Annotated in this window: 24 protein-coding genes; 14 read left to right on the top strand and 10 right to left on the bottom strand. The window is 37.5% G+C overall.

Annotation, left to right across the window (positions count from 1 at the left end; translation table 11 throughout):
• Position 1: 1 nt before the first annotated feature.
• From AC6CHH_RS07715 to AC6CHH_RS07700, 4 genes are all read right to left on the bottom strand, one after another.
• Entirely contained in the window at positions 2-739 is a 738-nt protein-coding gene (locus AC6CHH_RS07715) for a PH domain-containing protein (RefSeq protein ID WP_498281475.1), read from the bottom strand.
• A gap of 41 nt (positions 740-780) precedes the next feature.
• Positions 781-1,443 (bottom strand): 16S rRNA (cytidine(1402)-2'-O)-methyltransferase, encoded by a 663-nt coding sequence (rsmI, locus tag AC6CHH_RS07710; RefSeq protein ID WP_498281473.1) that lies wholly within the window; start codon positions 1,441-1,443, stop codon positions 781-783.
• A 32-nt stretch (positions 1,444-1,475) separates the two neighbouring features.
• Entirely contained in the window at positions 1,476-1,919 is a 444-nt protein-coding gene (locus AC6CHH_RS07705) for an acyl-CoA thioesterase (RefSeq protein WP_498281471.1), read from the bottom strand.
• 134 nt (positions 1,920-2,053) lie between these two features.
• Complete coding sequence (locus tag AC6CHH_RS07700) at positions 2,054-3,319, bottom strand: DUF819 family protein (protein ID WP_498281469.1); 1,266 nt, start codon at positions 3,317-3,319, stop codon at positions 2,054-2,056.
• A gap of 114 nt (positions 3,320-3,433) precedes the next feature.
• Between AC6CHH_RS07700 and AC6CHH_RS07695 the strand changes: the two genes are divergently transcribed.
• Complete coding sequence (locus AC6CHH_RS07695; RefSeq protein WP_498281467.1) at positions 3,434-4,696, top strand: Gfo/Idh/MocA family protein; 1,263 nt, start codon at positions 3,434-3,436, stop codon at positions 4,694-4,696.
• Between the two features lie 18 nt (positions 4,697-4,714).
• A complete protein-coding gene (locus AC6CHH_RS07690) occupies positions 4,715-5,791 on the top strand; it encodes a Gfo/Idh/MocA family protein (protein WP_498281465.1) in 1,077 nt (358 codons plus the stop codon).
• Positions 5,792-5,987: 196 nt separating this feature from the next.
• On the opposite strand, the gene AC6CHH_RS07685 is transcribed toward AC6CHH_RS07690, so the two are convergent.
• On the bottom strand, positions 5,988-6,611 hold the full coding sequence (locus AC6CHH_RS07685) for a 7-carboxy-7-deazaguanine synthase QueE (protein WP_498281463.1): 624 nt from the start codon (positions 6,609-6,611) through the stop codon (positions 5,988-5,990).
• 299 nt (positions 6,612-6,910) lie between these two features.
• Between AC6CHH_RS07685 and AC6CHH_RS07680 the strand changes: the two genes are divergently transcribed.
• The 6 genes from AC6CHH_RS07680 to AC6CHH_RS07655 all read left to right on the top strand — a co-directional run bounded on the left by AC6CHH_RS07680 (position 6,911) and on the right by AC6CHH_RS07655 (position 13,189).
• The gene (locus AC6CHH_RS07680; RefSeq protein ID WP_498281461.1) at positions 6,911-7,198 is read left to right on the top strand and encodes a hypothetical protein; all 288 of its coding nucleotides are present in this window, start codon (positions 6,911-6,913) and stop codon (positions 7,196-7,198) included.
• 339 nt (positions 7,199-7,537) lie between these two features.
• Positions 7,538-9,463 carry a threonine--tRNA ligase gene (thrS, locus tag AC6CHH_RS07675; RefSeq protein WP_498281459.1) on the top strand — a complete coding sequence of 642 codons (1,926 nt, stop codon included), beginning with the start codon at positions 7,538-7,540 and terminating at the stop codon, positions 9,461-9,463.
• A 12-nt stretch (positions 9,464-9,475) separates the two neighbouring features.
• Positions 9,476-10,039 (top strand): translation initiation factor IF-3, encoded by a 564-nt coding sequence (infC, locus tag AC6CHH_RS07670; protein WP_498281457.1) that lies wholly within the window; start codon positions 9,476-9,478, stop codon positions 10,037-10,039.
• Positions 10,040-10,076: 37 nt separating this feature from the next.
• Positions 10,077-10,277: a 50S ribosomal protein L35 gene (gene rpmI / locus AC6CHH_RS07665; protein ID WP_498281455.1), complete on the top strand. Its 201-nt coding sequence runs from the start codon at positions 10,077-10,079 to the stop codon at positions 10,275-10,277.
• Between the two features lie 103 nt (positions 10,278-10,380).
• Positions 10,381-10,725, top strand: a complete 345-nt coding sequence (rplT, locus tag AC6CHH_RS07660) for a 50S ribosomal protein L20 (RefSeq protein WP_498281453.1) — start codon at positions 10,381-10,383, stop codon at positions 10,723-10,725.
• Positions 10,726-10,879: 154 nt separating this feature from the next.
• Positions 10,880-13,189: a GH92 family glycosyl hydrolase gene (locus AC6CHH_RS07655; RefSeq protein WP_498281451.1), complete on the top strand. Its 2,310-nt coding sequence runs from the start codon at positions 10,880-10,882 to the stop codon at positions 13,187-13,189.
• A gap of 279 nt (positions 13,190-13,468) precedes the next feature.
• On the opposite strand, the gene AC6CHH_RS07650 is transcribed toward AC6CHH_RS07655, so the two are convergent.
• Positions 13,469-14,233: a DeoR/GlpR family DNA-binding transcription regulator gene (locus AC6CHH_RS07650; RefSeq protein ID WP_498281449.1), complete on the bottom strand. Its 765-nt coding sequence runs from the start codon at positions 14,231-14,233 to the stop codon at positions 13,469-13,471.
• A 559-nt stretch (positions 14,234-14,792) separates the two neighbouring features.
• On the opposite strand from AC6CHH_RS07650, the gene AC6CHH_RS07645 reads away from it, so the two are divergent.
• The 6 genes from AC6CHH_RS07645 to AC6CHH_RS07620 are packed head-to-tail and all read left to right on the top strand — an operon-like array spanning position 14,793 to position 21,459.
• A complete protein-coding gene (locus tag AC6CHH_RS07645) occupies positions 14,793-16,046 on the top strand; it encodes an MFS transporter (protein ID WP_498281448.1) in 1,254 nt (417 codons plus the stop codon).
• Between the two features lie 14 nt (positions 16,047-16,060).
• Positions 16,061-17,068 carry an NAD(P)-dependent oxidoreductase gene (locus AC6CHH_RS07640; protein WP_498281446.1) on the top strand — a complete coding sequence of 336 codons (1,008 nt, stop codon included), beginning with the start codon at positions 16,061-16,063 and terminating at the stop codon, positions 17,066-17,068.
• 6 nt (positions 17,069-17,074) lie between these two features.
• Entirely contained in the window at positions 17,075-18,523 is a 1,449-nt protein-coding gene (locus tag AC6CHH_RS07635) for an FGGY-family carbohydrate kinase (RefSeq protein WP_498281444.1), read from the top strand.
• On the top strand, positions 18,524-19,957 hold the full coding sequence (locus tag AC6CHH_RS07630; RefSeq protein ID WP_498281442.1) for an FGGY-family carbohydrate kinase: 1,434 nt from the start codon (positions 18,524-18,526) through the stop codon (positions 19,955-19,957). It abuts the gene before it with no gap.
• The gene (locus tag AC6CHH_RS07625) at positions 19,958-20,554 is read left to right on the top strand and encodes a histidine phosphatase family protein (RefSeq protein WP_498281440.1); all 597 of its coding nucleotides are present in this window, start codon (positions 19,958-19,960) and stop codon (positions 20,552-20,554) included.
• A gap of 53 nt (positions 20,555-20,607) precedes the next feature.
• Complete coding sequence (locus AC6CHH_RS07620) at positions 20,608-21,459, top strand: glycerophosphodiester phosphodiesterase family protein (RefSeq protein ID WP_498281438.1); 852 nt, start codon at positions 20,608-20,610, stop codon at positions 21,457-21,459.
• Positions 21,460-21,492: 33 nt separating this feature from the next.
• On the opposite strand, the gene rimK is transcribed toward AC6CHH_RS07620, so the two are convergent.
• From rimK to purH, 4 genes are all read right to left on the bottom strand, one after another.
• Positions 21,493-22,428 (bottom strand): 30S ribosomal protein S6--L-glutamate ligase, encoded by a 936-nt coding sequence (rimK, locus tag AC6CHH_RS07615; RefSeq protein WP_498281436.1) that lies wholly within the window; start codon positions 22,426-22,428, stop codon positions 21,493-21,495.
• Between the two features lie 40 nt (positions 22,429-22,468).
• The gene (locus AC6CHH_RS07610) at positions 22,469-22,900 is read right to left on the bottom strand and encodes an ATP-dependent zinc protease family protein (RefSeq protein ID WP_498281434.1); all 432 of its coding nucleotides are present in this window, start codon (positions 22,898-22,900) and stop codon (positions 22,469-22,471) included.
• Positions 22,901-22,911: 11 nt separating this feature from the next.
• Complete coding sequence (locus AC6CHH_RS07605; protein WP_498281432.1) at positions 22,912-24,090, bottom strand: AIR synthase related protein; 1,179 nt, start codon at positions 24,088-24,090, stop codon at positions 22,912-22,914.
• Between the two features lie 265 nt (positions 24,091-24,355).
• Positions 24,356-25,882, bottom strand: a complete 1,527-nt coding sequence (gene purH / locus AC6CHH_RS07600; RefSeq protein WP_498281430.1) for a bifunctional phosphoribosylaminoimidazolecarboxamide formyltransferase/IMP cyclohydrolase — start codon at positions 25,880-25,882, stop codon at positions 24,356-24,358.
• Positions 25,883-25,906: the final 24 nt, after the last annotated feature.

The following is a 25,906-nucleotide window of genomic DNA, read 5'->3' as shown; positions in this document are numbered from 1 at the left end:
TTTATAAACTACTTAAAATATCTGCTTTTTTTGTCTCATACTCAGCCTGTGTGATGAGTTGTTTGTCGAATAGATTTTTAAGTTTTACGAGCTTTAAAGTTATTTCATCTTGGGGTTCGGTGGAAGATGTTTTATTTTCAGGAACAGAAGTGAAAATAGGAGTGGTTTCTGTTTTTATTGCATCCTCAAACTTTGAGACTTCAGGTTTTTGTTCCAATTTTTCTTGAAAAGATCGTGGCTTTTCTACTGTTTGATTACTTCCGGTATTTGGAGTGTTGAAATTTGGATGATTCTGAATGACGATTCTCCCTTTTTCTTCAGTTTTTTTCTGAGATTTTTCCTGTTGTAGATTATCTAGAGCAGCTTTGATTAATTGATAGAGTTTTCTTGCCTGAATTTTTGGAATATAATCAACAGTTAAGTTCTCTCCCGTGAAAGGGATTACAGTAACCTTAGATCCAAATATTTCTTCTTTGAAGGAAATGTCCTTAATATCCTGCCAGGGAAATATTTCAAAATTAGTGGCTAAACCTAGTTTCGTAAACTCGCATAAAAACAAGCGCTTGTTACTGAGCGTAATGCTATCAGGTAGTAAGGTAACGGCAGGTTTTTTTTGTAATGCAATATAATTAATGGATTCTGAAGGGGTTAACATGTCCATGATCTTACTATGGATTTTCTCAACAACCTTTGGGTCCTGACCGTCCTGTAAATATTTGTCAATTTGGTAATTTGTCATCAAAACGATATTTATGGATTAACAATATTAATTCTTTTCAATTATAGTCCGCCAACACATATAACAAATTCTCCCTTGATAGGATTAGTCTGATAATGCTCTTTTAATTCTTGAAGGCTGCCACGAACATTTTCCTCATAAAGCTTACTAATTTCTCTGGAAATTGAGGCTTGTCTTTGCTGACCAAATATAAGTATAAATTCCTCGATCGTTTTTTGAATTCGATGGGGTGATTCATAAAAAATCATCGTCCTTTTTTCCTGAGCAAGAAATTTAAGTCGGGTTTGTCTTCCTTTTTTTACGGGCAAAAATCCCTCAAAACAAAACCTGTCATTAGGAAGACCTGAATTGACCAATGCAGGAACAAATGCAGTTGCTCCAGGCAAACATTGTACCGAAAGACCTTCTTTGATACATTCTCTAACTAGTAAATATCCCGGGTCAGAAATAGCAGGTGTCCCAGCGTCTGATATCATGGCTATTTCTTTACCTTCTTTTAAAAAGCGAATAATTTCCTGAACTGCTTTATGCTCATTATGCTGGTGATGGGCAAACACTTTCTTCTCGATACCAAAGTGTTTCAATAATGGAGCACTCGTACGGGTGTCTTCAGCAAGGATAATATCCACCTTTTTTAGAACATTAACCGCTCTGAAGGTCATATCTTCCAAATTTCCTATGGGTGTGGGAACGATATATAACATAGTTCAAAGATAGCGAATAAACCTTTAGAATATTAATCGTTAATCTGGATATAATCTTTGGATTTTGGAATCTTATCGATTAAATCTTTCCATTCGGATGGAATGGCTGTCAGTTTTCTTTCCTTCAGATTCATCCATGCACCATCTACGTCAACAACAGCAGCCAGCATACCGTTTTCTCTAAAGATTTCATGTCGAAAGGAAAACCGAGAATTGTGTAAATTGTATTTTGTGATTTCCGTGCTCACTGAAATATATTCGTCAAGTCTTATTTCTTTGAGGTAGTTCAATTCTTCTCTAAAAAGAATGGGGCCAATCTTTTGTTTGTTAAATGCATCAAGTGAAAGGCCTATTTGATTGAGCATATTGCTACGTGCTTGAGCGCAAAAGTCGGCATAGGCAGAATGACGTAAATGCATATTTGCATCGATTTGAGACCACAAAACTTGTCCTCTATAAAATATGTTATCTCCCATGATTTTCTGTTTAAACACGTCTAAATTAAAAAAAAATCCCCAACATCTCTCGGGGATTTTACTCAGTTGATTTATTGCTTCAAACGAATTTGTTCGGTGGAGAGTGTTGTTCAAGAAATTAAAAATTCAGAATACTAGCCTGGGGATACCATTTGCATTAAGATCGCTGTCAGCCATCCGGCGTAGGTGCCAATAGCGTAGCTAAATACCGATAAAATCACACCGACCGATATAAGGGAGGGGTGGAATGCGGCAGATGTTACTGATGCCGAGGCAACTCCTCCAATGTTAGCCATACTTCCTACAGCAAAATAAAAGAATGGAACTTTGAATATTTTTCCGACAGTTAATAGTAATAATGCATGGAAAGAGATCCAAATTATACCCACAATAAACAAACCAGGATTATCCATGATTGCCAAAATATTCATTTGCATGCCTATAGTGGTAATGAGGACATAGAGCATCACGGTACCTATTTTAGAGGCTCCTGCATATTCGAGGTTTTTGGCTTTTGTGAAGGAAAGAGAAATCCCTATAATTGTAGCAAATAAGATTAACCAAAAAAAACTATTCGTCAATGAAAATTTTTCAGTCTCGGGGTAATGAGTAGCCATAAAGCTGGCTAATGGTTCAGCTAATAAGGTGGCTAGTCCGGTTCCGCCAAAGGCCAAAGCAATCATAATCATGAAGTCTTTGGTTTCTGGGGTTCTACTATTAGCTTTTACTTTTTCATCCATCTTGATTTTTAATTCGTCTACATCAGTCGAATCCGCCTTAAAAAATTTATCAAACTGTTTGGATTTACTTGCTCCATAAAGTAAAAAGGCCATCCATATATATGCAACGAATACATCAACAGCTATTATTGAGGAAAATAAATTTGAAGAGGGTTGTAAAATTTCCTTCAATGCCACCTGGTTAGCGCTTCCTCCAATCCAAGACCCCGCTAAGGAACCCAATCCACGCCAGACGGCATCTGCCCCGGTACCACCAACGACCTCAGGTGCAAAAATAGCGGTACAATAAATAGCTATCGGTCCGCCAAGAACTATTCCAATGGTACCTGTAATAAACATTAAACCAGCTCTTTTTCTCAAGGCCCACATTTGTTTGAGGTCTAAACTTAATACAAACATAATTAAACATGCGGGTAGGAAATATCGACTACCAATGCTCGTTAGCGGGGAATTTTCCCCGTCAATTACATGAAAGGAATTCAATAATCCAGGCAGAAAGTAACAGAGCAATAAGGGTGGGATTATATTATAGAACCCTTTAATGTATTTATTTGTCAGATTAGAGGTGTAAAATACCAGACCTAATATCCCCATCAACAATCCAAAGACAACCGTCGTGTTGGTGATCATAGGAATGGTTTCAGCTGTAGTTACTTGCATAGCTATGTAATAATTGTAATTTTGCTGTGAAAATATAGAATTCTATCGAATATTTGTTTAAATATTCCTAAATTGAATTTTCAAAATCAATCTAATCATTCAAAAAAATAAAGAATGGACCGTAGAAATTTTATTAAAAATGGTGGTATAATCCTTGGAGCCACAACCCTTGATATTCCTAGTTCTGGACTTAATATAAAGAAAAAAATCAAAGTCGGGTTAATTGGCTGTGGAGGAAGGGGTACAGGTGCGGCTTTTCAAGCATTAACTGCTGATCCAGATGTAGAAATTGTCGCTTTAGCTGATATATTTTCTCAACAATTAGAAACAGCTTTAGCTTCGCTGACTGAGGCTCACAAAGATAGGGTAAATGTCCCCGAGAAAAGAAAATACGTTGGATTTGATGCGTATAAAAACTTAATTGCCTCAGATGTGGATGTCGTTCTATTAGCAACTCCACCAGTATTTAGACCTGATCATCTGGAAGAGGCTGTTAAAAAAGGGAAGCATATTTTTTGTGAAAAACCGATGGCTGTTGATATTCCAGGGGTACACAAAGTACGTGAGGCTGTTCAACTAGCAAAAGAAAAGAAATTGAACGTAGTCTCGGGTTTTTGTTTCCGATACGCTAGCCCGAATAGGGAATTAGCAAAATTAATCCATGGGGGTGCTATTGGCGATATCTATTCAATGAGCACTTTTCGTTTGGGTGGTGAATTAACCGAAAAACCTAGACAAGCTGGTTGGAATGATTTAACCTATCAGTTATATAATTGGTATTTTTACCAACGTTATTCAGGAGATATCATCGTTGAGCAGACTGTTCACAGCATTGACTTTATGCACTGGATATTAAACAGAGGATTGCCAAAGACTGTTTCTGGAACAGGCGGTAGACAAAGTAAACCTTGGGATAAATTTGGGAATGTCTTTGATCATTTTGCCATTGAGTATGATTACGGGGATGGTGTTAAAGGTTTTCATTTTGGACGTCAGCAAAACGGAACTCAACCACGTAACTCCGTTGAAGCGATTGGAACAAAAGGCCATTTTGACGTAAGTCTATTGAGTAAATATGAGATCTTTGGAGAAAATCCATGGAAATATTCAGGGAAGATGGACAACATGTATCAAACGGAACACGATGAACTCTTTGCTGCCATTAGAAACAAGCAAACCATTAATGATGGAGATGCAATGGCCGATTCAACTTTATTAGCAATCTGGTCGCGTCAGGCGGCTTATACTGGAAAAGTTATAAGTCTTGATGAAATCCAAAATTCCACAAGCACTTTAGGACCAAATTCAGAAGGTTACAATTGGGAAATGGAAGTGGATAAGGCTTTAATACCAAGACCAGGATTGGCAACTAAATAATTTGCATAGAATCAAAGAATGAATAATAAAATAAAGATTTTAGTGGTTGGCTGTGGGAATATGGGCGCCTCTCATGCACAGTCATATCACGAAATGCCAGAATTTGAAATAGTAGGTCTGGTTTCCCGTGGTGAGAGCAAAAGACTTCTTAATGAAAAACTTAAGGCTAACTATCCGCTATATTCCACTTTTGAACAAGCACTGCAGCAAGCTAATGCGGATGCTGTCTGTATCTCAACCTATCCTGATACACATGAAGAATATGCAATCATGGCTTTTCAGGCCGGAGCGCATGTCTTTATTGAAAAACCTTTAGCTGACACCGTTCTTGGCGCTCAGAGGGTTGCAAATGCGGCTCTGGAAGCCGGGAAAAAACTGGTGGTCGGATATATTCTTCGGTATCACCCTTCATGGATTAAATTTATTGAAGTAGGGAAATCCTTGGGTTATCCCTTGGTTATGCGTATGAATTTGAACCAACAAAGTCATGGGTATATGTGGGATGTTCACCGTAACCTAATGAATAGTTTAAGTCCGATTGTGGATTGTGGCGTTCATTACATTGATGTGATGTGCCAAATGACGGATGCAAAACCTATTTCGGTCTCAGCAATTGGGGCTCGCTTGACGAACGATATTCCGCATGATAATTACAATTACGGCCAACTTCAAATTCGTTTTGATGATGGAAGCGTGGGATGGTATGAGGCTGGTTGGGGACCTATGATAAGTGAAACCGCTTTTTTTGTTAAGGATGTAATAGGGCCAAAAGGATGTGTTTCGATTGTGGCCAATAATGCAGCTAAAGAAGGAAAGTCGGATTCTGTTGAAGCGCATACTAAGACGGAATCACTTAAGGTTCATTACGCCGATATTGACGAAAAGAATGAGTTTACTCGAGAAGATCAGTGGATTGATTTAACGGATGAACCGGATCACCAGGAGCTTTGTAACCGTGAACAACGTTTCTTTTTGCAATCGATCGTGGAAGATTTGGATCTTCAAAAGTCAATTCAAGATGCGGTTAATAGTTTGCGCATCGCAATATCTTGTGATGAGTCAGTGAAAACTGGTGAGATTGTTCGATTGTCGTAAATCGGTATAAAATTTAACAAAAAAATAGGTTTGGATTTTACACTAAACCTATTTTTTTTGTCTTATTGGTTCTGATTTTATTTCTTGTTGAGGGCTGTGGAAATCGTTTAATTTTCCATTTTGCAATCCTATTTATCCTTGAATAATTTCTATACAAATCAAGCTTTTACTGAGAATTAGGTGTTTTTCGAGCCGATTAAGGAATGTTTAAATACTTATGTGTTTGTAAGGAGATCTCCCATTTTGGGTTTTGCATGACGTAATCTATGATCAATGGTGTCATCTCAGATGCTTTAGACCATTCCGGCTGTAGAAAAAGTTTGCAATTTGCCCCCACATATTTAGCATGCTCTTCTGCCCATTTGAAATCACTTTGATTAAAGACAATAATCTTTAGTTCTCCGGCGGCGCTCAATACGTCTTCCCTGGGACCTTTGAACTTTTTTGGAGACAAACAAATCCAATCCCAGTATCCCGAGAGTGGGTAGGCGCCAGAAGTTTCCAGGAATACTTTGATGTTAGCCTCTTTTAGTTTTTGTGTTAAATAACTGAGGTTATAAATCAATGGCTCACCACCTGTAATGACCACCGTTTTAGCAGGATGTTTTTTTGCGTTTTCAACAATGGTATCTGCGGGAGTTAAGGGGTGTAAATTCGCGTCCCAACTTTCTTTCACATCGCACCAATGACAACCTACATCACAGCCACCTAATCGAATAAAATATGCAGCTTTTCCTGTATGGTAACCCTCACCTTGAATGGTGTAAAATTCTTCCATAAGAGGAAGTAGTGTGCCGTCTTGAGGAACTTGATTTGACATGTTGTAAATAGTAAAGAGTGCAAAAATAAGAAAAAGAAGTTCAACTTTGCGCCTTTTATCATAAAGTGTAGGATCTGTCTGCGAATTTCACATTCAGATGATTTTAACAAGGATCACCTTAAGGGTAGGGTAAACGCTCCGGGTTTCGTCTTTAAAGCGTATTGTTTTTGATTTCAAAAACCAAGTATGTTGGGTTTATGTAAAGTTAAGGTTCAGATGTTTTAAAATGGGGAATCAAATTGATTTAATTGGTATTTTTAACTAAATTGATTTCTAAATACTGCTGCAAATATAAAATTATGAATATAGAAGAATTACATGAAATAGACGGGCAAATTTCTGCCGTTAAAATGTTTACGGCTAATTCAGGAATTCTTTCCTCAATTCAGCTTGGACAGGATTGTACACTAAAGGAACATGTTACTAATATTCCAGCCTTACTCTTGTGTGTAAGCGGATATGTTGTTTATCAGGATGAAAAAGATCAACGTGTTGAGCTACGCTCAGGAGATTATTTTAATATTGAAGTTGGCGTTAAACATTGGCTGAATGCTAAACTGAAATCTCAGCTACTCCTTTTAAAATAAATATTGATTATATAGCCAAAGATTAGGCGTTTTTAACCTTCTGGGCAAAGGGGTGTTTTCAAAGATGTACGATCTGAACTATCGATCACTATTCTGTCTCAAGAGAGCATTTGTCGTTTATAATCCGTTGAATAAAGTCTAATCCATTTTCTGCTCGTTTTTACAAAAATTAAATTCCTTAATTTTTTTTTGCTCATATTTGTAAATAATAATTCGCACAATTGAAAAGGTTTTGCGAATTATTTATGAAAGAGTTACAGATAATTTACAGTCTAGTAAGCTGGATATTTGTAAGTCATTGCTAATTAAATAATTACAAACATTAAATCATAGTTGTAAATGATTAACATTACACTACCTGACGGCTCAGTTCGTCAGTTTGCAAAGGGCGCAACAGCGCTTGAGATCGCTCAATCAATTTCAGAAGGACTAGCGAGAAATGTATTAGCCGCGGAGGTAAATGGTGAGATATGGGATGCGTTTCGTCCCATTGAAACGGATTCATCAGTAAAACTATTAACCTGGAACGATGAAAAAGGTAAATCTACATTTTGGCATTCTTCCGCTCACTTGTTGGCGGAAGCTTTAGAAGAACTTTATCCTGGAATTAAATTTGGTATTGGACCATCCATTGAAACTGGTTTCTATTACGACGTGGATTTTGGTGATCACGAATTTTCTTCCGATGAATTCAAGTCTATCGAGGATAAAATGATCGCATTAGCGAAACAAAAAGAAGTGTTTGAACGTAAGCCGGTCTCAAAAGCAGATGCTCTGGCGTATTTTGAGCAAAAGGGAGACGAATATAAACTAGATCTTATTAAAGATTTAGAAGATGGGAAAATCACTTTTTATTCACAAGGTCAATTTACTGATTTATGCCGAGGACCTCATATTCCTCATACGGGTGTTATCAAAGCTGTCAAACTGACAAATGTTGCGGGTGCTTATTGGCGTGGCGATGAAACGCGTAAACAATTGACTCGAATCTATGGCGTCACTTTCCCTAAAGCCTCGGAACTCACCGAGTATTTGAGGTTCATTGAAGAGGCCAAGAAACGTGATCATCGGAAATTGGGAAAAGAACTTGAATTATTTGCGTTTTCTGAAAAGGTTGGTATGGGTTTACCTTTATGGTTACCAAAAGGTACTGCCCTAAGACAGAAACTTCAAGATTTTTTACAAAAAGCACAGGTTAAAGCTGGTTATGAGCCTGTTATTACTCCGCACATTGGTCATAAGCAACTTTATATCACCTCGGGTCATTATGAAAAATACGGAGCAGATTCCTTTCAACCTATTAACACGCCGGTTGAAGGAGAGGAGTTTTTGTTAAAACCAATGAATTGTCCTCATCATTGTGAAATTTATAAAACTAAACCGCGTTCTTACAAGGAACTTCCTGTTCGCTATGCAGAATTTGGAACAGTTTATCGTTATGAGCAATCTGGCGAGCTACACGGGTTAACACGCGTTAGAGGATTCACGCAAGATGATGCACATTTATTTTGTCGGCCGGATCAGGTAAAGGATGAGTTTAAAAAAGTAATCGATTTGGTTCTTTATGTGTTCAAAGCATTGGGATTTGAAAATTTTACAGCGCAAATTTCGTTACGTGACCCAGAAAATAAAACTAAATATATTGGATCCGATGAAAATTGGGCATTAGCCGAATCCGCAATCATCGAATCTGCTAAGGAAAAAGGTTTACCAACCATTGTTGAATACGGTGAAGCTGCATTTTACGGCCCGAAATTAGACTTTATGGTTAAGGACGCCTTAGGAAGAAAATGGCAATTGGGGACCATTCAGGTGGATTACAACCTTCCTGAGCGCTTTGAGCTGGAATATACAGGAAGTGACAACCAGAAACATCGACCAGTGATGATTCATAGGGCACCTTTTGGTTCCATGGAACGTTTTGTTGCTGTTTTAATTGAACACTGTGGCGGTCAATTCCCGTTATGGCTTGCTCCTGAGCAATTTATCGTCTTGCCAGTGTCAGAAAAATATGAAGAATATGCTCAAAAACTTTTAGAATCGCTAAATAATTCCGATATTCGCGGTCTGATTGATTTACGCGATGAAAAAGTCGGACGTAAAATCCGCGATGCAGAAATCAAAAAATTACCTTATATGGTCATCGTAGGGGAGAAGGAGATGGAAAGCGGGACAATCTCTGTTCGTAAACACGGAGGAGTGGACTTAGGTTCTATGACTACTGAAGAGTTTCAAGAATTATTAATAAAAGAAATAACTGTTTAATTAAAAAAACATTTGGCAAAAAGTAACAATTTCGGCAATAGAGGCCCAATTAGAAAAAAGGAACCAGAACACCGTATCAATGAACATATTCGTGTTCCAGAAGTTCGTTTAGTTGGGGATAATGTAGAACAAGGAGTTTTTACAACTAGACAAGCTTTACAACTTGCTGATGAGTTGGAGTTGGATTTGGTTGAAATTTCACCAAATGCTACGCCTCCTGTTTGTAAAATTATCGATTACAGTAAATTCGTTTACGAACAAAAGAAAAAACAAAAGGAAATTAAAGCGAATGCAAAGCAAACTGTTATCAAGGAGATCCGTTTTGGACCTAATACCAGTGAACATGATTTTGACTTCAAGTTGAAGCATGCTATGCGTTTCTTAGAATCAGGTGAGAAAGTACGTGCCTATGTACACTTTAAAGGCCGTGCAATTGTCTTCAAAGAACAGGGAGAAATCTTGTTATTGCGTTTTGCGCAAGCTTTGGAAGAATATGGTAAGGTAGAATTGCTACCTAAGTTAGAAGGGAAGCGTATGTTTCTGACCTTAGCACCTAAGACAAGTGTAAAAAAATAAGAAGTATCTAACAGATTGATATAAAATTTATAGTATTATGCCAAAGATGAAAACCAATTCCAGCGCGAAAAAACGCTTTAAATTGACTGGAACAGGTAAAATAGCAAGAAAGAATGCTTACAAAAGCCATATCTTGACTAAAAAAACTACCAAACAAAAACGTAACTTAACGACAACGAGTTATGTTTCTGATGGTGATACAGGTAACGTTAAACGTATGCTTTGTATCGGTAAATAAGTTTTATACAATTTTTTTTTAATAACAATATTTTTAACCGGGTATTGGGTAGTAAGATTACTGAAAAACGTAACACCTCATACCAAACTAAATTTTTAAGATTATGCCACGTTCGGTTAACGCAGTCGCTTCTAGAAGAAGACGTAAAAGAATCCTTAAACTAGCCAAAGGCTATTATGGATCTCGTAGCAAAGTATATACTATTGCTAAAAATACAGTAGAAAAAGGTTTACAGTACGCTTACCGTGACCGTAAAACCAAAAAACGCGAGTTTAGAGCTTTATGGATCCAACGTATTAACGCTGGGGCTCGTCAATATGGAATTTCTTATTCACAATTGATTGGCAAATTAAACACTAAGAACATCGGTTTAAATCGTAAGGTTTTAGCTGACTTAGCTTTAAACAATCCAGATGCTTTTAAAGCAGTTATTGACGCAGTAAAATAAAGTTTTTTAACCCGCAATCAATTTGTTAGATATTTATAGGCCATCCTTTTAGGGTGGCCTTTATATTTATAGTCAGTTACTATAAAAAATATCAATCGACTAAATTGATTTAGCAAATATTCTTTTTTTTGAAATTGAATCAATATTTTTAGGGATGAACTTAAGTAAAACAATAATTGCACTTTGGCTGTCGGTCTCCGCTACGGCTCTTTGCGCGCAAATAAAATCTCCTGTAGATTATGTAAATCCTCTTATTGGTACTCTCTCTAAACGTGAGTTATCGAATGGTAATACCTATCCTGCAATTGCTAGACCATGGGGGATGAATTTTTGGACGCCGCAAACAGGTAACATGGGAGATGGCTGGGTTTACACGTATACTGCTGATAAGATAAAAGGATTTAAACAGACTCACCAACCCAGCCCTTGGAATAATGATTATGGACAGTTTTCCATCATGCCTATGACTGGGGAGGCTATTTTTGATCAAGAAAAAAGAGCGAGCTGGTTTTCTCATAAGGCTGAAATAGCAAAACCATATTATTATAGTGTCTATTTGGCCGATTATGATATTACAACCGAATTAACCCCCACTGAACGATCTGCTGTATTTAAGTTAACTTTTCCTGAAACGGATAAGGCATTTATCGCCGTGGACGCATTTGATAAAGGATCCTATATAAAGATCATCCCGGAGCAAAACAAGATCATTGGGTATACTACTCGGAATACAGGTGGGGTGCCGGATAATTTTAAAAATTATTTTATTATTGAATTTGATAAACCTTTTACTTATCATGTTGGGGTAAGGAATAATGTAATCAACGAAGATGAGTTAGAAATAAAGGATCAACATGCTGGTGGTATTGTAGGTTTCAAAACTGAAAAGGGAGAAGAGGTTACCCTGAGGGTGTCGTCTTCTTTTATAAGTTTTGATCAAGCTGAGCTTAATTTAAAGGAAGTTGCTAATAAATCTTTTGAAACAGTTAAAATGGAGGGTAAGCAACGGTGGAATGAAGTTTTAGGGCGGATTGAGATAATAGATAATAATATCGAACATATTAAAACTTTTTATTCAGCATTATATCGTTCTACTTTATTCCCTAGAGATTTTTCTGAAATTGATGCGCAAGGTAATCGTGTGCATTACTCTCCATACAATGGAAAAGTATTGCCCGGCTATATGTTTACAGACACAGGTTTTTGGGACACTTTTCGTTCCTTATTCCCTTTGTTAAATTTGGTATATCCCTCGATGAATGATAAAATGCAAGAGGGGTTAGTAAATGCTTATAAAGAGAGTGGTTTTCTTCCCGAGTGGGCGAGCCCGGGCCATAGAGAATCTATGATTGGGAACAATTCTGCTTCAATCGTAGCAGACGCTCTTGTTACTGGCCGAAAAGGATACAATAAAGACATTCTTTGGGATGCGCTTCAAAAAGGAGCAAATTCTGTGCATCCTACTATATCAGCGACTGGGAGGACTGGATTTCAGTTTTATAATGATTTAGGCTATATTCCTTTTGGAAAAGATATCAACCAGAATGTCGCACGTACTTTAGAGTATGCCTATAATGATTGGTGCATTTATCGCTTTGGAAAAGAAATTGGACGTCCAAGTGCTGAAACGGATGTTTATGCAGAAAGAGCTATGAATTATAGAAACCTTTACGACAGCCAAACCAAGTTGATGCGTGCAAAAGATGCGGACGGGAAATTTAGAACTGATTTTGATCCTAGCGCTTGGTCTAAAGATTACACGGAAGGTAATTCATGGCATTGGAGTTTTTGTGTGTTTCATGACCCGCAGGGACTTATTGACTTAATGGGTGGTCATAAAGCTTTTGTAGCGATGTTGGATACCGTATTTGTGATCCCTAGTTATCAAGGAATGAAAAGTCGTAGCATGATTCATGAAATGAGGGAGATGCAAATTATGAATATGGGACAATATGCCCATGGTAATCAACCCATCCAGCATATGCCATATTTGTATAATTATGCTGGCGAACCTTGGAAATCTCAATATTGGGTTCGTAAAATTATGGATAAACTCTACCAACCAACTCCCGATGGCTATTGCGGGGACGAAGACAATGGTCAAACCTCAGCTTGGTACGTTTTCTCGTCAATGGGTTTTTATCCAGTTGCTCCTGCATCTGGAGAATATGTGATAGGATCTCCACAGTTCGAAAAGGTCATTGTACATTTAGAAAATGGGGAAAAAATTGTTGTTAATTCAAAAAACCAAGGTGAGAAAGAAGTATATATTCAGAGTTTAAAAATGAATGGAAAAACGTATAGTAAGAATTTTTTGCGCTATAATGAAATGATCAAAGGGACAAAACTTGATTTCACTATGACTGACATGCCAAACAAGAATAGGGGGATCCAAGAAAGTGATTTTCCATATTCATTTAGCAATGAGCGGATTAAAAATAGTTCGTCTGACAAATCAAATTAAGTCAGTACTCATTTTAACCATTAATCTGTTTTCCATTCAGGAATGAAAAAATAGAAAAATGACCTGCGGAATTTAATCCTTTCTGCAGTTCATTTTTGATTTACGTTCGTCATTCCAGAAAAAATCTTCCTTTTTCTTATGGTACACACGAAATCCTTTACGGTTTAGGCACAATACCAGCCACTCAGAATCCCGTAGATTTTTTCCTCAACAGGCTTAAATATAATTTTCATTTTTATATAAAATATCTAGAATGTTTTTTAGTCCCTGCTGATTGTATTAAGCTATGATGACCTTGATTCCTAAGTCTTCGATGGACTTTATAGTGTTGGGGGATACTTTCTCGTCGGTGATAATGTAATCTACATCTATGAGTTCACAAATTTTGCCTAATCCTCTTTTACCAAATTTTGAGCTGTCTGCTAGAATAGCAATTTTTTGTGCATTTTCAATCATTTTTTGGTTAAGCGTTGCCTCAGAGAGATTACTAATTGAAATTCCAAATTCCAGGTCAATACCATCGGCACCTAGAAAGAGAATTCCGCAGCTAATCTCTTCTAAAATGCGCATAGCGTAATGACCGGCAACCGAAGAAGAATTTGACCGAATCAAACCTCCTAATTGGAGGACTTCAATATTTGGTTTTCCACTCAATTCTAAACTAACTTTTAAGGCTGGGGTGATGATCGTTAATGCGTGTTTTGATTCGAGGTGCTTTGCTAAGGTAAAGACGGTCGTTCCCGAGCCAATCATAATAGAATCGTTGTCTTTTATTAGCTTTAAGGCCGCCACTGCAATCTTTTGTTTTTCTTCACTGTTGATTGACTCCTTGACCAGGATGGGACGGTCTATAGCGTATGGATTAGTGTTTGATGCACCTCCCTTAATACGAAACAGAAGATTTTTTTCCTCAAGAACCTTAAGGTCCTTTCGAATGGTTACACTTGAAACGGTCATTTTTTCGCAAAGCCATTCGATTGTAATTTTCCCCTTTTCTTTCAAGTTCTTAAGGATGAATTCGTGTCTATCTGTAATGTTCATCATAATTCATTAATAAGTTAGTCTAAAACAAAGGTAGTCTACTTTTTACTTTTATTAAATTCTTTTTTTTTGTTTAAAAATGTTTTTTTTAATTTATTATTTAGATAGATCTAATTTCCTTATAGGGCCAATTGGACTAAAAAAATATTTGATGTAGTTGAAAAACTTCATTGTTTTCAAAAATTTATTTGAAATAGTAACCGATATTCACCTATGCACGATAGATTTTTTGCAGGATTCAAGGCATTTAAGAAATCGGGCATCTTTGATAAGATATGCATTGCGAGGAAATAGAGAACTGGACCTTCAAATGGGGAAAGTTTTAAGGAAGAACGAATCCGAAGATTTATAAGACATTTACAAGAATGATCCTGATTTTGAGTGTTTTATTGTCATTTAAATGGGGTAGTAAAAAGAAAAAAATTAAATAGTTTGAATGGATATACGCTATTAGTTGATCATGTTTTGTGTTTTTTTGATTATTTTGGTTTAAAAATATTTAATTATGTTATTTTTTATTTATATTGGTTTGCCAAAATATTTATAACCTTAAACTTTCCAAATGGAACAAAGAAATTTAATGAATAAGCTAGGAATACCTGGCAATTTGAAGTGGGGATATCTGGGGATCCTTATATTCATGATGGGTGATGGCGTAGAGCAAGGATGGCTTAGTCCTTATTTGCTTGAACATGGAATGAGTATTGAACAATCAGCTACTTTGTTCACTGTGTATGGAATCACAATTGCCATTTCATCCTGGTTTTCTGGTGTTTTGGCTGAAAGTTACGGGCCAAGGAGATCGATGATAATGGGATTATTACTTTATATCATCGGTACAATTGGTTTTATTCAATTAGGGATGACCAATTTGGATTATGCTTCTATGCTATTCTTTTATGCTATTCGTGGTTTTGGGTATCCACTTTTTGCTTATTCATTTATGGTATGGATTAATTATCGAACACCCCAAAATATGTTAGGTAGAGCGGTCGGTTGGTTTTGGTTTGTTTTTACAGGTGGATTGAATGTTTTGGGGGCATATTATTCAAGTTGGGCTCTGTTGAAATTTGGATACCAAAATACGCTGTGGAGTTCTATACTATGGGTGTTGGTCGGGGCCTTCTTTGCATTGGTTTTAAATCGTGATAAATTTGTGCCTAAAGCTGCCAATGCATCTAAATCTAAAGAGTTATTGAATGGTCTAACCATTGTACAAAAGGAACCTAAGGTGTTAATTGGTGGGATCGTCCGAGTTATCAATACAACTGCTCAATTTGCATTTCCCGTTTTTCTTCCTATCTATATGGCCGAGCATGGTTTTGAAACAACGGAATGGTTGACCATTTGGGGTACTATTTTCACAAGTAATATTGTATTTAATTTGATTTTTGGCTTTGTGGGTGATCGGTTGGGTTGGCAAAATACAATTATGTGGTTTGGTGGTGTAGGATGCGCAATTAGTACCGTAATCTTTTATTATTCACCAATTTGGTTTGACGGAAATTATTGGGCTGTAATGGCTTCAGGTGTAATTTGGGGAGCTTTACTTGCTGGGTATGTTCCTTTGTCAGCTTTGGTTCCTTCATTGGTAAAAGAAGATAAAGGGGCTGCAATGGCTATTTTGAATCTAGGAGCGGGCTTACCTGTCTTCGTGGGACCGGCTTTGGTTGGGATCTTAATAGGCCATATCGGTAGTGAAGGTATTATTTGGGTACTAGCTGGTTTATATATCATCAGTGCAGTATTGACAAAGTTTATTCGCATAACGGAAACTGATCTAAATAAGCAAGAGAATCTAATAGAATTAAAATAATAAGTATACAAAAAATGATGAAAGTGTTATTAACAGCACCTTATGAGAATCTTGAAGCATTGGATGAATTGAAAGGTCTATTTGATGAAGTAGTATACCGTTCTTGGAAACCACATGGGCGTGCGTATAATCCATCCGAATTAATAGCGCTGCTAGATGAATCTCAAGCACAAGGTTTAATTTCGGAACACGATGAAATCACAGAAGAAGTTTTACGAGCACATCCCCATTTGAAATTCATTGGAATTTGCCGTGGTACTCCTTCTAATATTGATTTGAAAATTGCAAGCGAATTGGGAATTCCCGTATTTAATACTCCAGCAAGAAATGCTCAGGCAGTTGCTGAAATGTTTATTTCGAATGTAATAACGATGATGCGCAATACGCTGGCAGGAGTGAGCTGGTTACAAGGAAGAAATTGGGGTGAGGGTGCTCATACTTCCTATTTGCAATTTAAAGGAAACGAATTGGCTGGTAAGCGGGTCGGAATGGTTGGCTTTGGGGCAGTTGGCCAACATATTGCTCAAATGCTCATAAACTTCCCGTGTAAGATTTATTATTTTGACCCTTATTATACGGATGAAAATCAAGCGTATAAAAAGGTAGGACTAGAAGAATTATTTTCTGAATGCGATGTAGTAGGAATTCATTTGCCTGTGACCACGGAAACCGTAGGGATGATTGATCACAAATACCTTTCCCTGCTTAAAGAGGGTGCCATTTTTGTGAATACAGCCAGGGCTGAGGTTGTCAAAAGGGATGATTTATTATATTGCATTGAAAATTCAAAAATACGCGGTGCGATACTGGATGTGTTTTATAACGAACCACCAGATGAAATCGATTATAAAATGATTTCACATAAAAAGGTATTAGCAACCCCACATATTGCAGGTGCCACTCATGAAGTAGAAGATCACCATGCTTTTATAATGAATAATAATCTACGCGAGTATTTTAAGAATGGTAACAATGCAATTAAACAACTGGTTAATAAGGCTATACTTCAAAACAAACAATAAAATATTATGGTAAATAAAAGCGCTTATTTGATCATTGATATTGGTACTGGAAATGCGCGCGTTGCTCTAGCTGATGGGAATGGTGAGATTTTAAGTATAAAAAGGGAGAATGTTCATTACCAAGTTGATCATCATTATGAAGAATCTATTTACTTTGATCCAAATGTATTATGGAAGCAAATACTATTTTTGGCGAAAGAGGTATTATCTGAGGTGCCAGGAGTTCGAGTAGAGGCAATATGCGCAACAAGTCAACGCGAGGGTATAGTCATTATTGATGCTGATGGGAAATCTTTATTAGGGATGCCAAATATAGATCATCGTGGCCGCAAATGGGAGAAGGATCTTTTAAACAAGGATTTGGTGTATAATCTTTCTGGACGTTATCCTACCTCTTTATTTTCTGCATTTAAATTGATCGGTGTTCAGCGTATCTACCCCGAACTTTTTGAAACCATTCATTTGGTTATGAGTATTAGTGATTGGATCCAATATAAATTCTCTGGAATTGCAGGATATGAGCATTCTCAGGCATCTGAAACATTGCTATATGATGTTCAGAATAAACAATGGTCAGAGGAATTGCTTGCAGAATTTAATTTATCAAAAGATATTTTGCCTCCATTGAGGGATTCAGGTTCAATCCTAGGAAGTATTTTGCCGGATTTGGCAAAAGAATTATCCATCTCCGAGGATGCTCTTGTGGTGGTTGGAGGAGGAGACACTCAATTGGCCATTCGTAGTATGGAACCATCTGCTAATGATGTTGTTATCGTCTCAGGAACCACGACCCCAATTATCAAGATTGTAGACAATTTTGAAAAAGATGATGCGCAAAGGACGTGGACTAGCAGACATATAGATGCAAACCATTATATTTTAGAGGCAAACGCTGGTGTAACGGGTTTAAATTATCAGCGATTAAAGGAAATATTTTACCCCAATGAGGGTTACGAGGTCATCGAAAAGGAATTGGAGGCCGCTACGTATTCGCAGTGTGTGGCTTCTTTGGGATCATTAATTGCGGATGAAGATGTGCCTTTGACTAAAGGAGGGTTTATTTTTAATGCACCTGTCTCCCATCAACTTACTCGGGGCAGCTTTGTATTTGCCATCCTTTGGGATATTGCATGCAGTATTTATGAAAATTACAAATTTTTATGTGAGGTTTCTCCTCACAACGAATCCTATATTTGGGCATGTGGTGGCGGTGTCGAGAGTCGGAAATTAAGACAATTTATTGCCAATTTATTTGGTAAAACCATAAAAATAAGAGATACTTTTCGTCAAGCCTCGGTTTTGGGTGGTGTATTTGTATGTAATCAGGCCTTGTCGTTGCAGAATAAAAGTCCAGAGCTTCTGGAGGAAATTCATCCTGAAAATCATCATGAATTCGAAAAGCTTTATCAGGAATGGAGGAACGCTCGTAAAACTTTTAAACAAGTAGCTTCTTAGATGGATAAATATTTTTTTGGTGTAGATATAGGTACACAAGGTGTTCGGGTACTTTTGGTTAACCAATTGGGGGTACTAAAGGCATCTCAAAAGAGAAGTTTTGTTTTAGATAAATTTTTTAGGGAAGAGCAGTCACCGGAAGTATGGTGGAGCAATTGTCAAAAAATGCTCATTGATTTGGTCGAAAGTTTACCGAGTGATTTTGACCGGCATCAGATCGAAGCCATTTGTGTTACCTCTACCTCGGGAACAATGATTCCATTGGACGCTCAAAATAATGCAATTCATAATGCATTGATGTATAGTGATCCTCGCTCGGTAAAACAAGGAGAAAAATGCAAACAAATTGCTCAAAAGTATATCGAAGACGGATATACAGGATTTAACTCCTCGAGCGGTATTTCCAAAATATGCTGGTTTGTAGAATCATATCCAAATAAATGTAATGCAATTGCTTTATGGATTCATGCTTCTGATTATATCGTGGGAAAATTATCCGGTAATTATAAAACCACGGATTATACCAATGTGTTAAAGACTGGATTTGATCTGCAGAAACTAGAATGGCCAGCTTATCTAATTAGTGAGCTTGGCATTAAAAAAGAATGGCTGCAATCTGTTGTTCCCTCAGGAACTGTTGTTGGAGTGTTGAATGAAGAATTGGCTGAAAACATGGGGATTCCTCGACTAAAGGTTGTCGTCGGTATGACTGATGGTTGCGCGAGTCAAGTGGCCTCAGGTGCAGTTAATCCAGGAGAATGGAATACAACAATTGGGACAACTTTGGTTATTAAGGGGGTTACCAGTTCAAATGTGATTGATCCTTTAGGAAGGCTATATAGTCATCGTCATCCTGATGGATATTGGATGCCAGGGGGAGCAAGTAATACGGGTGCGGATTGGATTTCTATTGATTATTCAAAGGATTTAGATCAATTAAATGTGGCTGCTGAATATTGTATGCCAACCGGCCAGTTGGCTTGGCCTCTGAAACAAAAGGGAGAACGGTTTCCTATTATAGCTCCATCAGCCAAGGGCTTTTTGCCTGATGGACTGAGTAAGGAGACTCTTTTTACCGCTAAATTGGAAGGTGTTGCCTACATAGAAAGACTCGCTTATGAAATCATTGAGGAGCTTTCTGGAGAAAAAATTACTGCTGTTTATTCTGCGGGAGGGGGAAGCAATAGTGATGTTTGGTTAAAAATTAGGGCCTCTGTGCTAAATGTGCCTATTTATAAATGTAAAGAGGCTAGCGGTGCTTTTGGAGCTGCAGTAATGGCTGCGAGCTATACATTTTATAACTCATTAAGTCAGGCGGCTAAGTTGATGTGCGTAAAGCAGAAAGAGGTCTATCCTGACCAAAAACTTCTTAAGGAATATGAAAAGCAATACCAGGATTTTAAACAAAAACTCAAAGATTTAAAGTATTTGTAAATGATAACAATCTGTTTATTAAGACATGGTGAAACTGCTTACAATGCAGAGGGTAATAAATATTGTGGAAGGACCGACATTGAGCTTAATGAGAATGGGATTGCTCAAGCTAATCGTATGAATGAACTTTTGAAAAAGTATGAATTTGATAAAGTGTTCTGTTCACCACTCAAAAGATCACGAAGGACGGCTGAGATAGCTTGTGGGAATATCGCAAAGGTGATTCAAGACCATAGATTGATTGAGGTAGATTTTGGAGAGTGGGAGGGTTTAAATATGAAGGAATTTTGTGCTCGGGATCCTGCTTCATGGGAAAATTGGCTTTTGGACCCAAGTGTGCATGCAGCTGGGAGAACGGGGGAGACGGGCAAACAGGTTATTGATCGATTGGATAGTTTTTATCTCGAATTATTGGAAAAATATGATCAGAAGACTATTTTGGTTGTAGGACATAATGGAGTTAATCGACTTTTTATGGCAAACCAATTAGGGATGCCTTTAAAAAATTACCGCAGGATTGTGCAAGAGAACTCCGCTTTAACATTGTTAACATTAGATAAACAGAATGGTTTCAATTTGTTAAAGTTGAATGCTTAGTTTTATATTCTAAACCTATTGAAAATGAAATATATATATATATTTTTGGGACCTTGTTGTTATTTTTATTGCAAGGGGGAACATTAGTTGCTCAAAAGTTGCATACGTTGCATTTTAATGATGTTCACGATATGTATGCTTATTTCCATTATTCTTCCGGGAATAAAGTGATTTCGGGTCACCGCGGGACGATTGAAAATCAAATGCCTGAAAATTCTATTGCTGCGATGGAAGAAGTTCTCAAACACACTCCAGCTATCTTTGAGGTAGACCCTCGTTTAACGAAGGATAATGTGCCAGTAATGATACATGATGCTACTTTGGAACGCACCTCAACTGGTAAAGGAAAAGTCAGTGATTATACGTGGAAAGAACTTCAGAAGTTGAAGCTGAAGGACCATAATGGAAATCCTACGAAATACAAAATTAATACCCTGGATCAAATGATTAAATGGGCAAAAGGTAAAACCATATTGAATTTGGATAAAAAGGATCTTCCGATGGAACTTACTGCGGAGATTATTCGTAAACACAATGCATATGCGTGGGTTTGGGTAACAGTACATAATGTGGAACAAGCGAAGTTTTATTTAGATAAAAATCCGAAACAATTTCTTTCCATGCATATTAAAACTCAACAGGATCTAGAAGCGTTCAAATCTTCAGGTTTACCATATAATCGAATGATTGTATATATAGGTTCTAAAATTGGAGAAACCAATCAATCAATGTATCAGTTTTTTAAACAAAAAGGGGTCATGTGTATGATTTCTTCGGCACCATCATATGACAAATTAGAGGATACACAGGAAAGAGCTAAAATGTTCCGAGCTGTTTTTGATGAGGGTGCAAAGATTTTGGAGTCGGACTTGCCCATTGAGGTTAGCAAAGCTATTGTTGAGTAGAGGGACAACGTTTTTTTAGAAGAAAGCAAACTGTTATAGTTTGCTTTCTTTCTTTATTTTTCTTTTTGAGTTTACAGGTTTTAATAATTGCTTTGCTTCAAATTGTCTTTCAAGATATTTGATTATTTCACCCGCGATATCTTCTCCCGTAGCATCTTCTATACCTGCTAATCCTGGGGAAGAATTAACTTCTAGGATTAACGGCCCACGAGCAGATGGGAGTAAATCAACACCTGCAACGGTAAGCCCCATGGCGCGCGCTGCTGCAATTGCTGTTTCTTTTTCTTTTCGTGTGAGCTTTACAACCTCGGCCGTTCCTCCCCGATGTAAATTTGAACGAAATTCTCCTTCTTTGGCTGTGCGTTTCATGGCCCCAACCACTTTTCCATCAACCACGAAAGCGCGTATATCAGTACCTTTTGCCTCTTTTATATATTCTTGGATCAGAATATTATTACCTAATCCGTAGAAGGCTTCTATCACTGAGGTGGCGGCTTTTTTTGTTTCTGCTAATACAACACCAATGCCTTGTGTTCCTTCGAGTAACTTAATTACCAAAGGCGCTCCGCCGACCATATTTATTAAATCATCAGCATTTGATGCGGTGCGAGCAAAACCCGTTATAGGAAGTCCTAACCCCGCTCCAGAAAGAATTTGCATACAGCGTAGTTTATCCCTTGATCGAGTGATAGCTTGACTTGGGTTCGCCGAGATCACATCCATGACCTCAAATTGCCGAACAATGGCAGAGCCATAGAAGGTTACTGAGGAACCAATCCTTGGAATTATGGCGTCAATTCCTGAGACTTCTTCCCCTTTGTAATGTATGGAGGGTTTTCCTTGTTGGATGCCAACATAACATTTACTGTGATCAATGACCTCACATTCATGCCCTAACTTCTTGGCGGCCTCGACCAGACGGCTAGTAGAATACAAAGATTTATTAGACGATAATACAGCTATTTTCACTTGGATTATATATTAAACAGTTAGAAATGCTAACATTACTTTATATAATATTAGCTGCTAAATTCTTTTTGGACACATCGACTAAGAATTTTCCAGTTATAAAATTCCTTCCCAAAAGCATGGGATAGGACATTGTTGAACGATTTCTAAACGACAACTTGATGTCGAAAAGCTCATTAAACATTCGGATCTTTGTCAAAAAGATGTGTCTGATTTCAGATTGTCCAAAAGAACTCTTTACGGTTCTTTCTCTATGAACAGGAAAAGTTAATTTCAAGGTTCGATCACTTTCCTGTTCTGGACGAATAAGTGCAACAATATACATATGACCATTTATCTTTTGCACCTCCATCTCTTCACAATGAAGAACAGAGGTCTCTGCTCCTGTATCAATCTTTGCTTGTATATTGTAGAGTCCAAGTTCAGGAAGGTCAATGATTTCTTTCCTTCCTATGATCTTCTTGTTTTTCACTTACAAACGGTTTATTGGTAAATAAAATTCCCGTAAGTAGAACGAATCGTTACTTGTTTTTTGGCGGATGCTTCAACACGTCCAATTATTTGAGCAGGTATACCAAAGGAAGTCGAAATTTGGATGATATCCTGAGCGATTTCTTCAGGGATATATAATTCCATCCGATGTCCCATGTTAAATACTTTATACATTTCACTCCAGTCCGTATTCGATTCTTTCTGAATCAATTCAAATAACGCTGGAATCGGGAATAAATTATCCTTAATGATGTGACCTTCGTTGATAAAGTGCAATACTTTGGTTTGAGCACCTCCAGAGCAGTGAACCATTCCAGCAATTTGACTGCGGTATTTGTCCACGATCTGTTTGATGACAGGTGCATAAGTTCGTGTCGGGGATAACACTAATTTACCAGCCTTAATTTTTGCTCCATTTTCCACTGTGATCTCATCAGTTAGGGCCTTTCCTCCAGCAAAAACTAAATCGTAAGGGACAGCTGGATCAAAACTTTCTGGATATTTTTCTGCAATATATTTGCTGAAGACATCGTGACGGGCGGAGGTCAATCCATTAGACCCCATCCCGCCATTGTATTCTTTTTCGTAGCTGGCTTGCCCAAAGGAGGCTAAACCAACAATTACGTTACCTGCTTTTATTTTATGATTTGAAATTACATCCTCACGCTTCATTCGGCAGGTGACTGTGCTATCAACGATAATTGTTCGAACCAAATCTCCCACATCGGCGGTTTCCCCTCCTGTTGAGTGAATGCCAATCCCTAAAGCCCTTAGCTCAGCGAGGATTTCTTCCGTTCCATTAATTATTTCTGCAATGACCTCGCCAGGAATTAAGCTTTTATTTCTACCTATTGTGGATGAGAGTAAGATGTTGTCGATAGCACCTACACATAGTAAATCATCTAAATTCATGATAATCGCATCTTGGGCAATCCCCCTCCACACGGAAGCATCACCCGTCTCTTTCCAATAGACATAGGCAAGTGATGATTTTGTGCCAGCCCCATCGGCATGCATTATATTGCAATAGGATTCATCCGAGCCTAATATATCAGGAATGATTTTGCAAAAGGCTTGTGGAAATAAGCCTTTATCAATGTTTTTAATTGCATTGTGTACATCCTCTTTACCAGCGGATACACCTCTTTGGTTGTATTTTAAGTCTGACATCTTGATTGCAAAAATAAACAAACCTACTGATTATAGCGAAAGTTTTTACAAGACAACTTTATATACTGATATAGGAGTTTATTTGAGAAGTTAATTTGTGTTTAAGTTGTCGAGCTAAAAGTCCTTTTGTCAACAGGGTATAGGTGATAAACGACTAGCCAAGCCTATGCGGAATTTGGTCGAGATTGAATTACGGAATGTTGAGAGATTGTTGAAACAGATATTGGATTCTACAGGAGACGAATCCAATACCTGTTTTGGGATATTAATGTTTAAAATGGCGTACCCCGGTAATGACCATCGCAATCCCTTTTTGGTTTGCCATGTCTACTGAAAGTTGATCTTTAATTGATCCACCTGGTTGTAAGACTGCGGTAACACCTGCATCTGCTGCAATTTCGACGCAGTCTGGGAAAGGGAAGAAAGCATCTGAGGACATTACACTACCTTTGATTTCAAAGCCAAATGCGTTTGCTTTTTCAATGGCTTGTTTCAATGCGTCTACCCTGGACGTTTGACCAACACCAGAGGCGATTAAAGTCCCATTTTTTGCAAACACAATCGTATTCGATTTTGTGTGTTTCACAATTTTGTTTGCAAAGTATAAATCCTCCAATTGTTCTTTTGTTGGTTTAATTTCTGTGATTGCTTGCATCAATTCAGGACCTTCAATTGTATTGTCTTTGTCTTGAATAATCACACCATTTAACAATGTTTTGAATTGCTGGTTTGGTAACTCTGTTTCTTTGCGGCGAAGAATTATCCTGTTTTTCTTTCTCGTTAGGCTTTCAATTGCCTGTGGAGAGTAATCAGGAGCTATCAAGACTTCAAAAAATAAATTATTAATTTGATCTGCAGTTTCTTTATCAATTTGACGATTACAGATTAACACTCCTCCAAATGCAGAAACTGGATCGCAAGCCAAAGCGGCCTCCCAAGCTTCATTTATAGAATTGCGAGAAGCAACTCCACATGCATTGGTATGTTTTAAGATTGCAAAGGTTGGTTCTGAAAATTCATCGATGATGGCAACGGCTGCATCGACATCCACCAAGTTGTTATACGATAATTCTTTTCCATTTAATTTATCAAACATCGCATCCAGATTACCAAAGAAGATGCCCTTTTGGTGTGGGTTTTCTCCGTAACGCAGGATTTGAGCCTGTTGCTCAGATTGTTTGAAGACCTCTATTGGATTTTCCCTATTAAAGTAATTGAAGATTGCAGTATCGTAATGAGAGGAGATGTTGAATGCTCGTTTAGCAAATGACTTACGTTGCTCTAAAGAAGTAGATCCATCTTGGGCAGCTAATAATTCCTCAAGTTCTTTGTAGTCATTTTTCGAGGAAATGATGACCACATCATTGAAGTTTTTAGCAGCAGCACGAATCAGGGAGATTCCCCCGATATCGATTTTTTCGATGATATCCTCTTCACTTGCACCCGATGCTACTGTTTCTTGGAAAGGGTATAAGTCTACTATTACTAAATCAATTTCCGGTATTTCATATTGCTCCAACTGTTTTTTGTCGTCATCCAATGGTCTACGCGATAGAATGCCACCGAAAACTTTTGGATGTAAGGTTTTTACGCGACCACCTAAAATGGAAGGATAACCAGTTAAATCCTCAACACGTTCCACAGAGATGTTTAAATCACGGATGAAAGTTTCTGTGCCACCGGTTGAGTAAAAGTTAACTCCGAATTTATTTAGAAGTTGAATTAAAGGAGCAAGGTTATCTTTGTAATAGACGGAAACCAATGCATTTTTGATCTTAACGGTATGATTCATTGTGCTTTATTTGGAGCCGCAAAT

The sequence above is a fragment of the Sphingobacterium sp. GQ94 genome (genome assembly GCF_059758715.1).
This window is presented reverse-complemented; position numbering and strand designations above follow the sequence as displayed.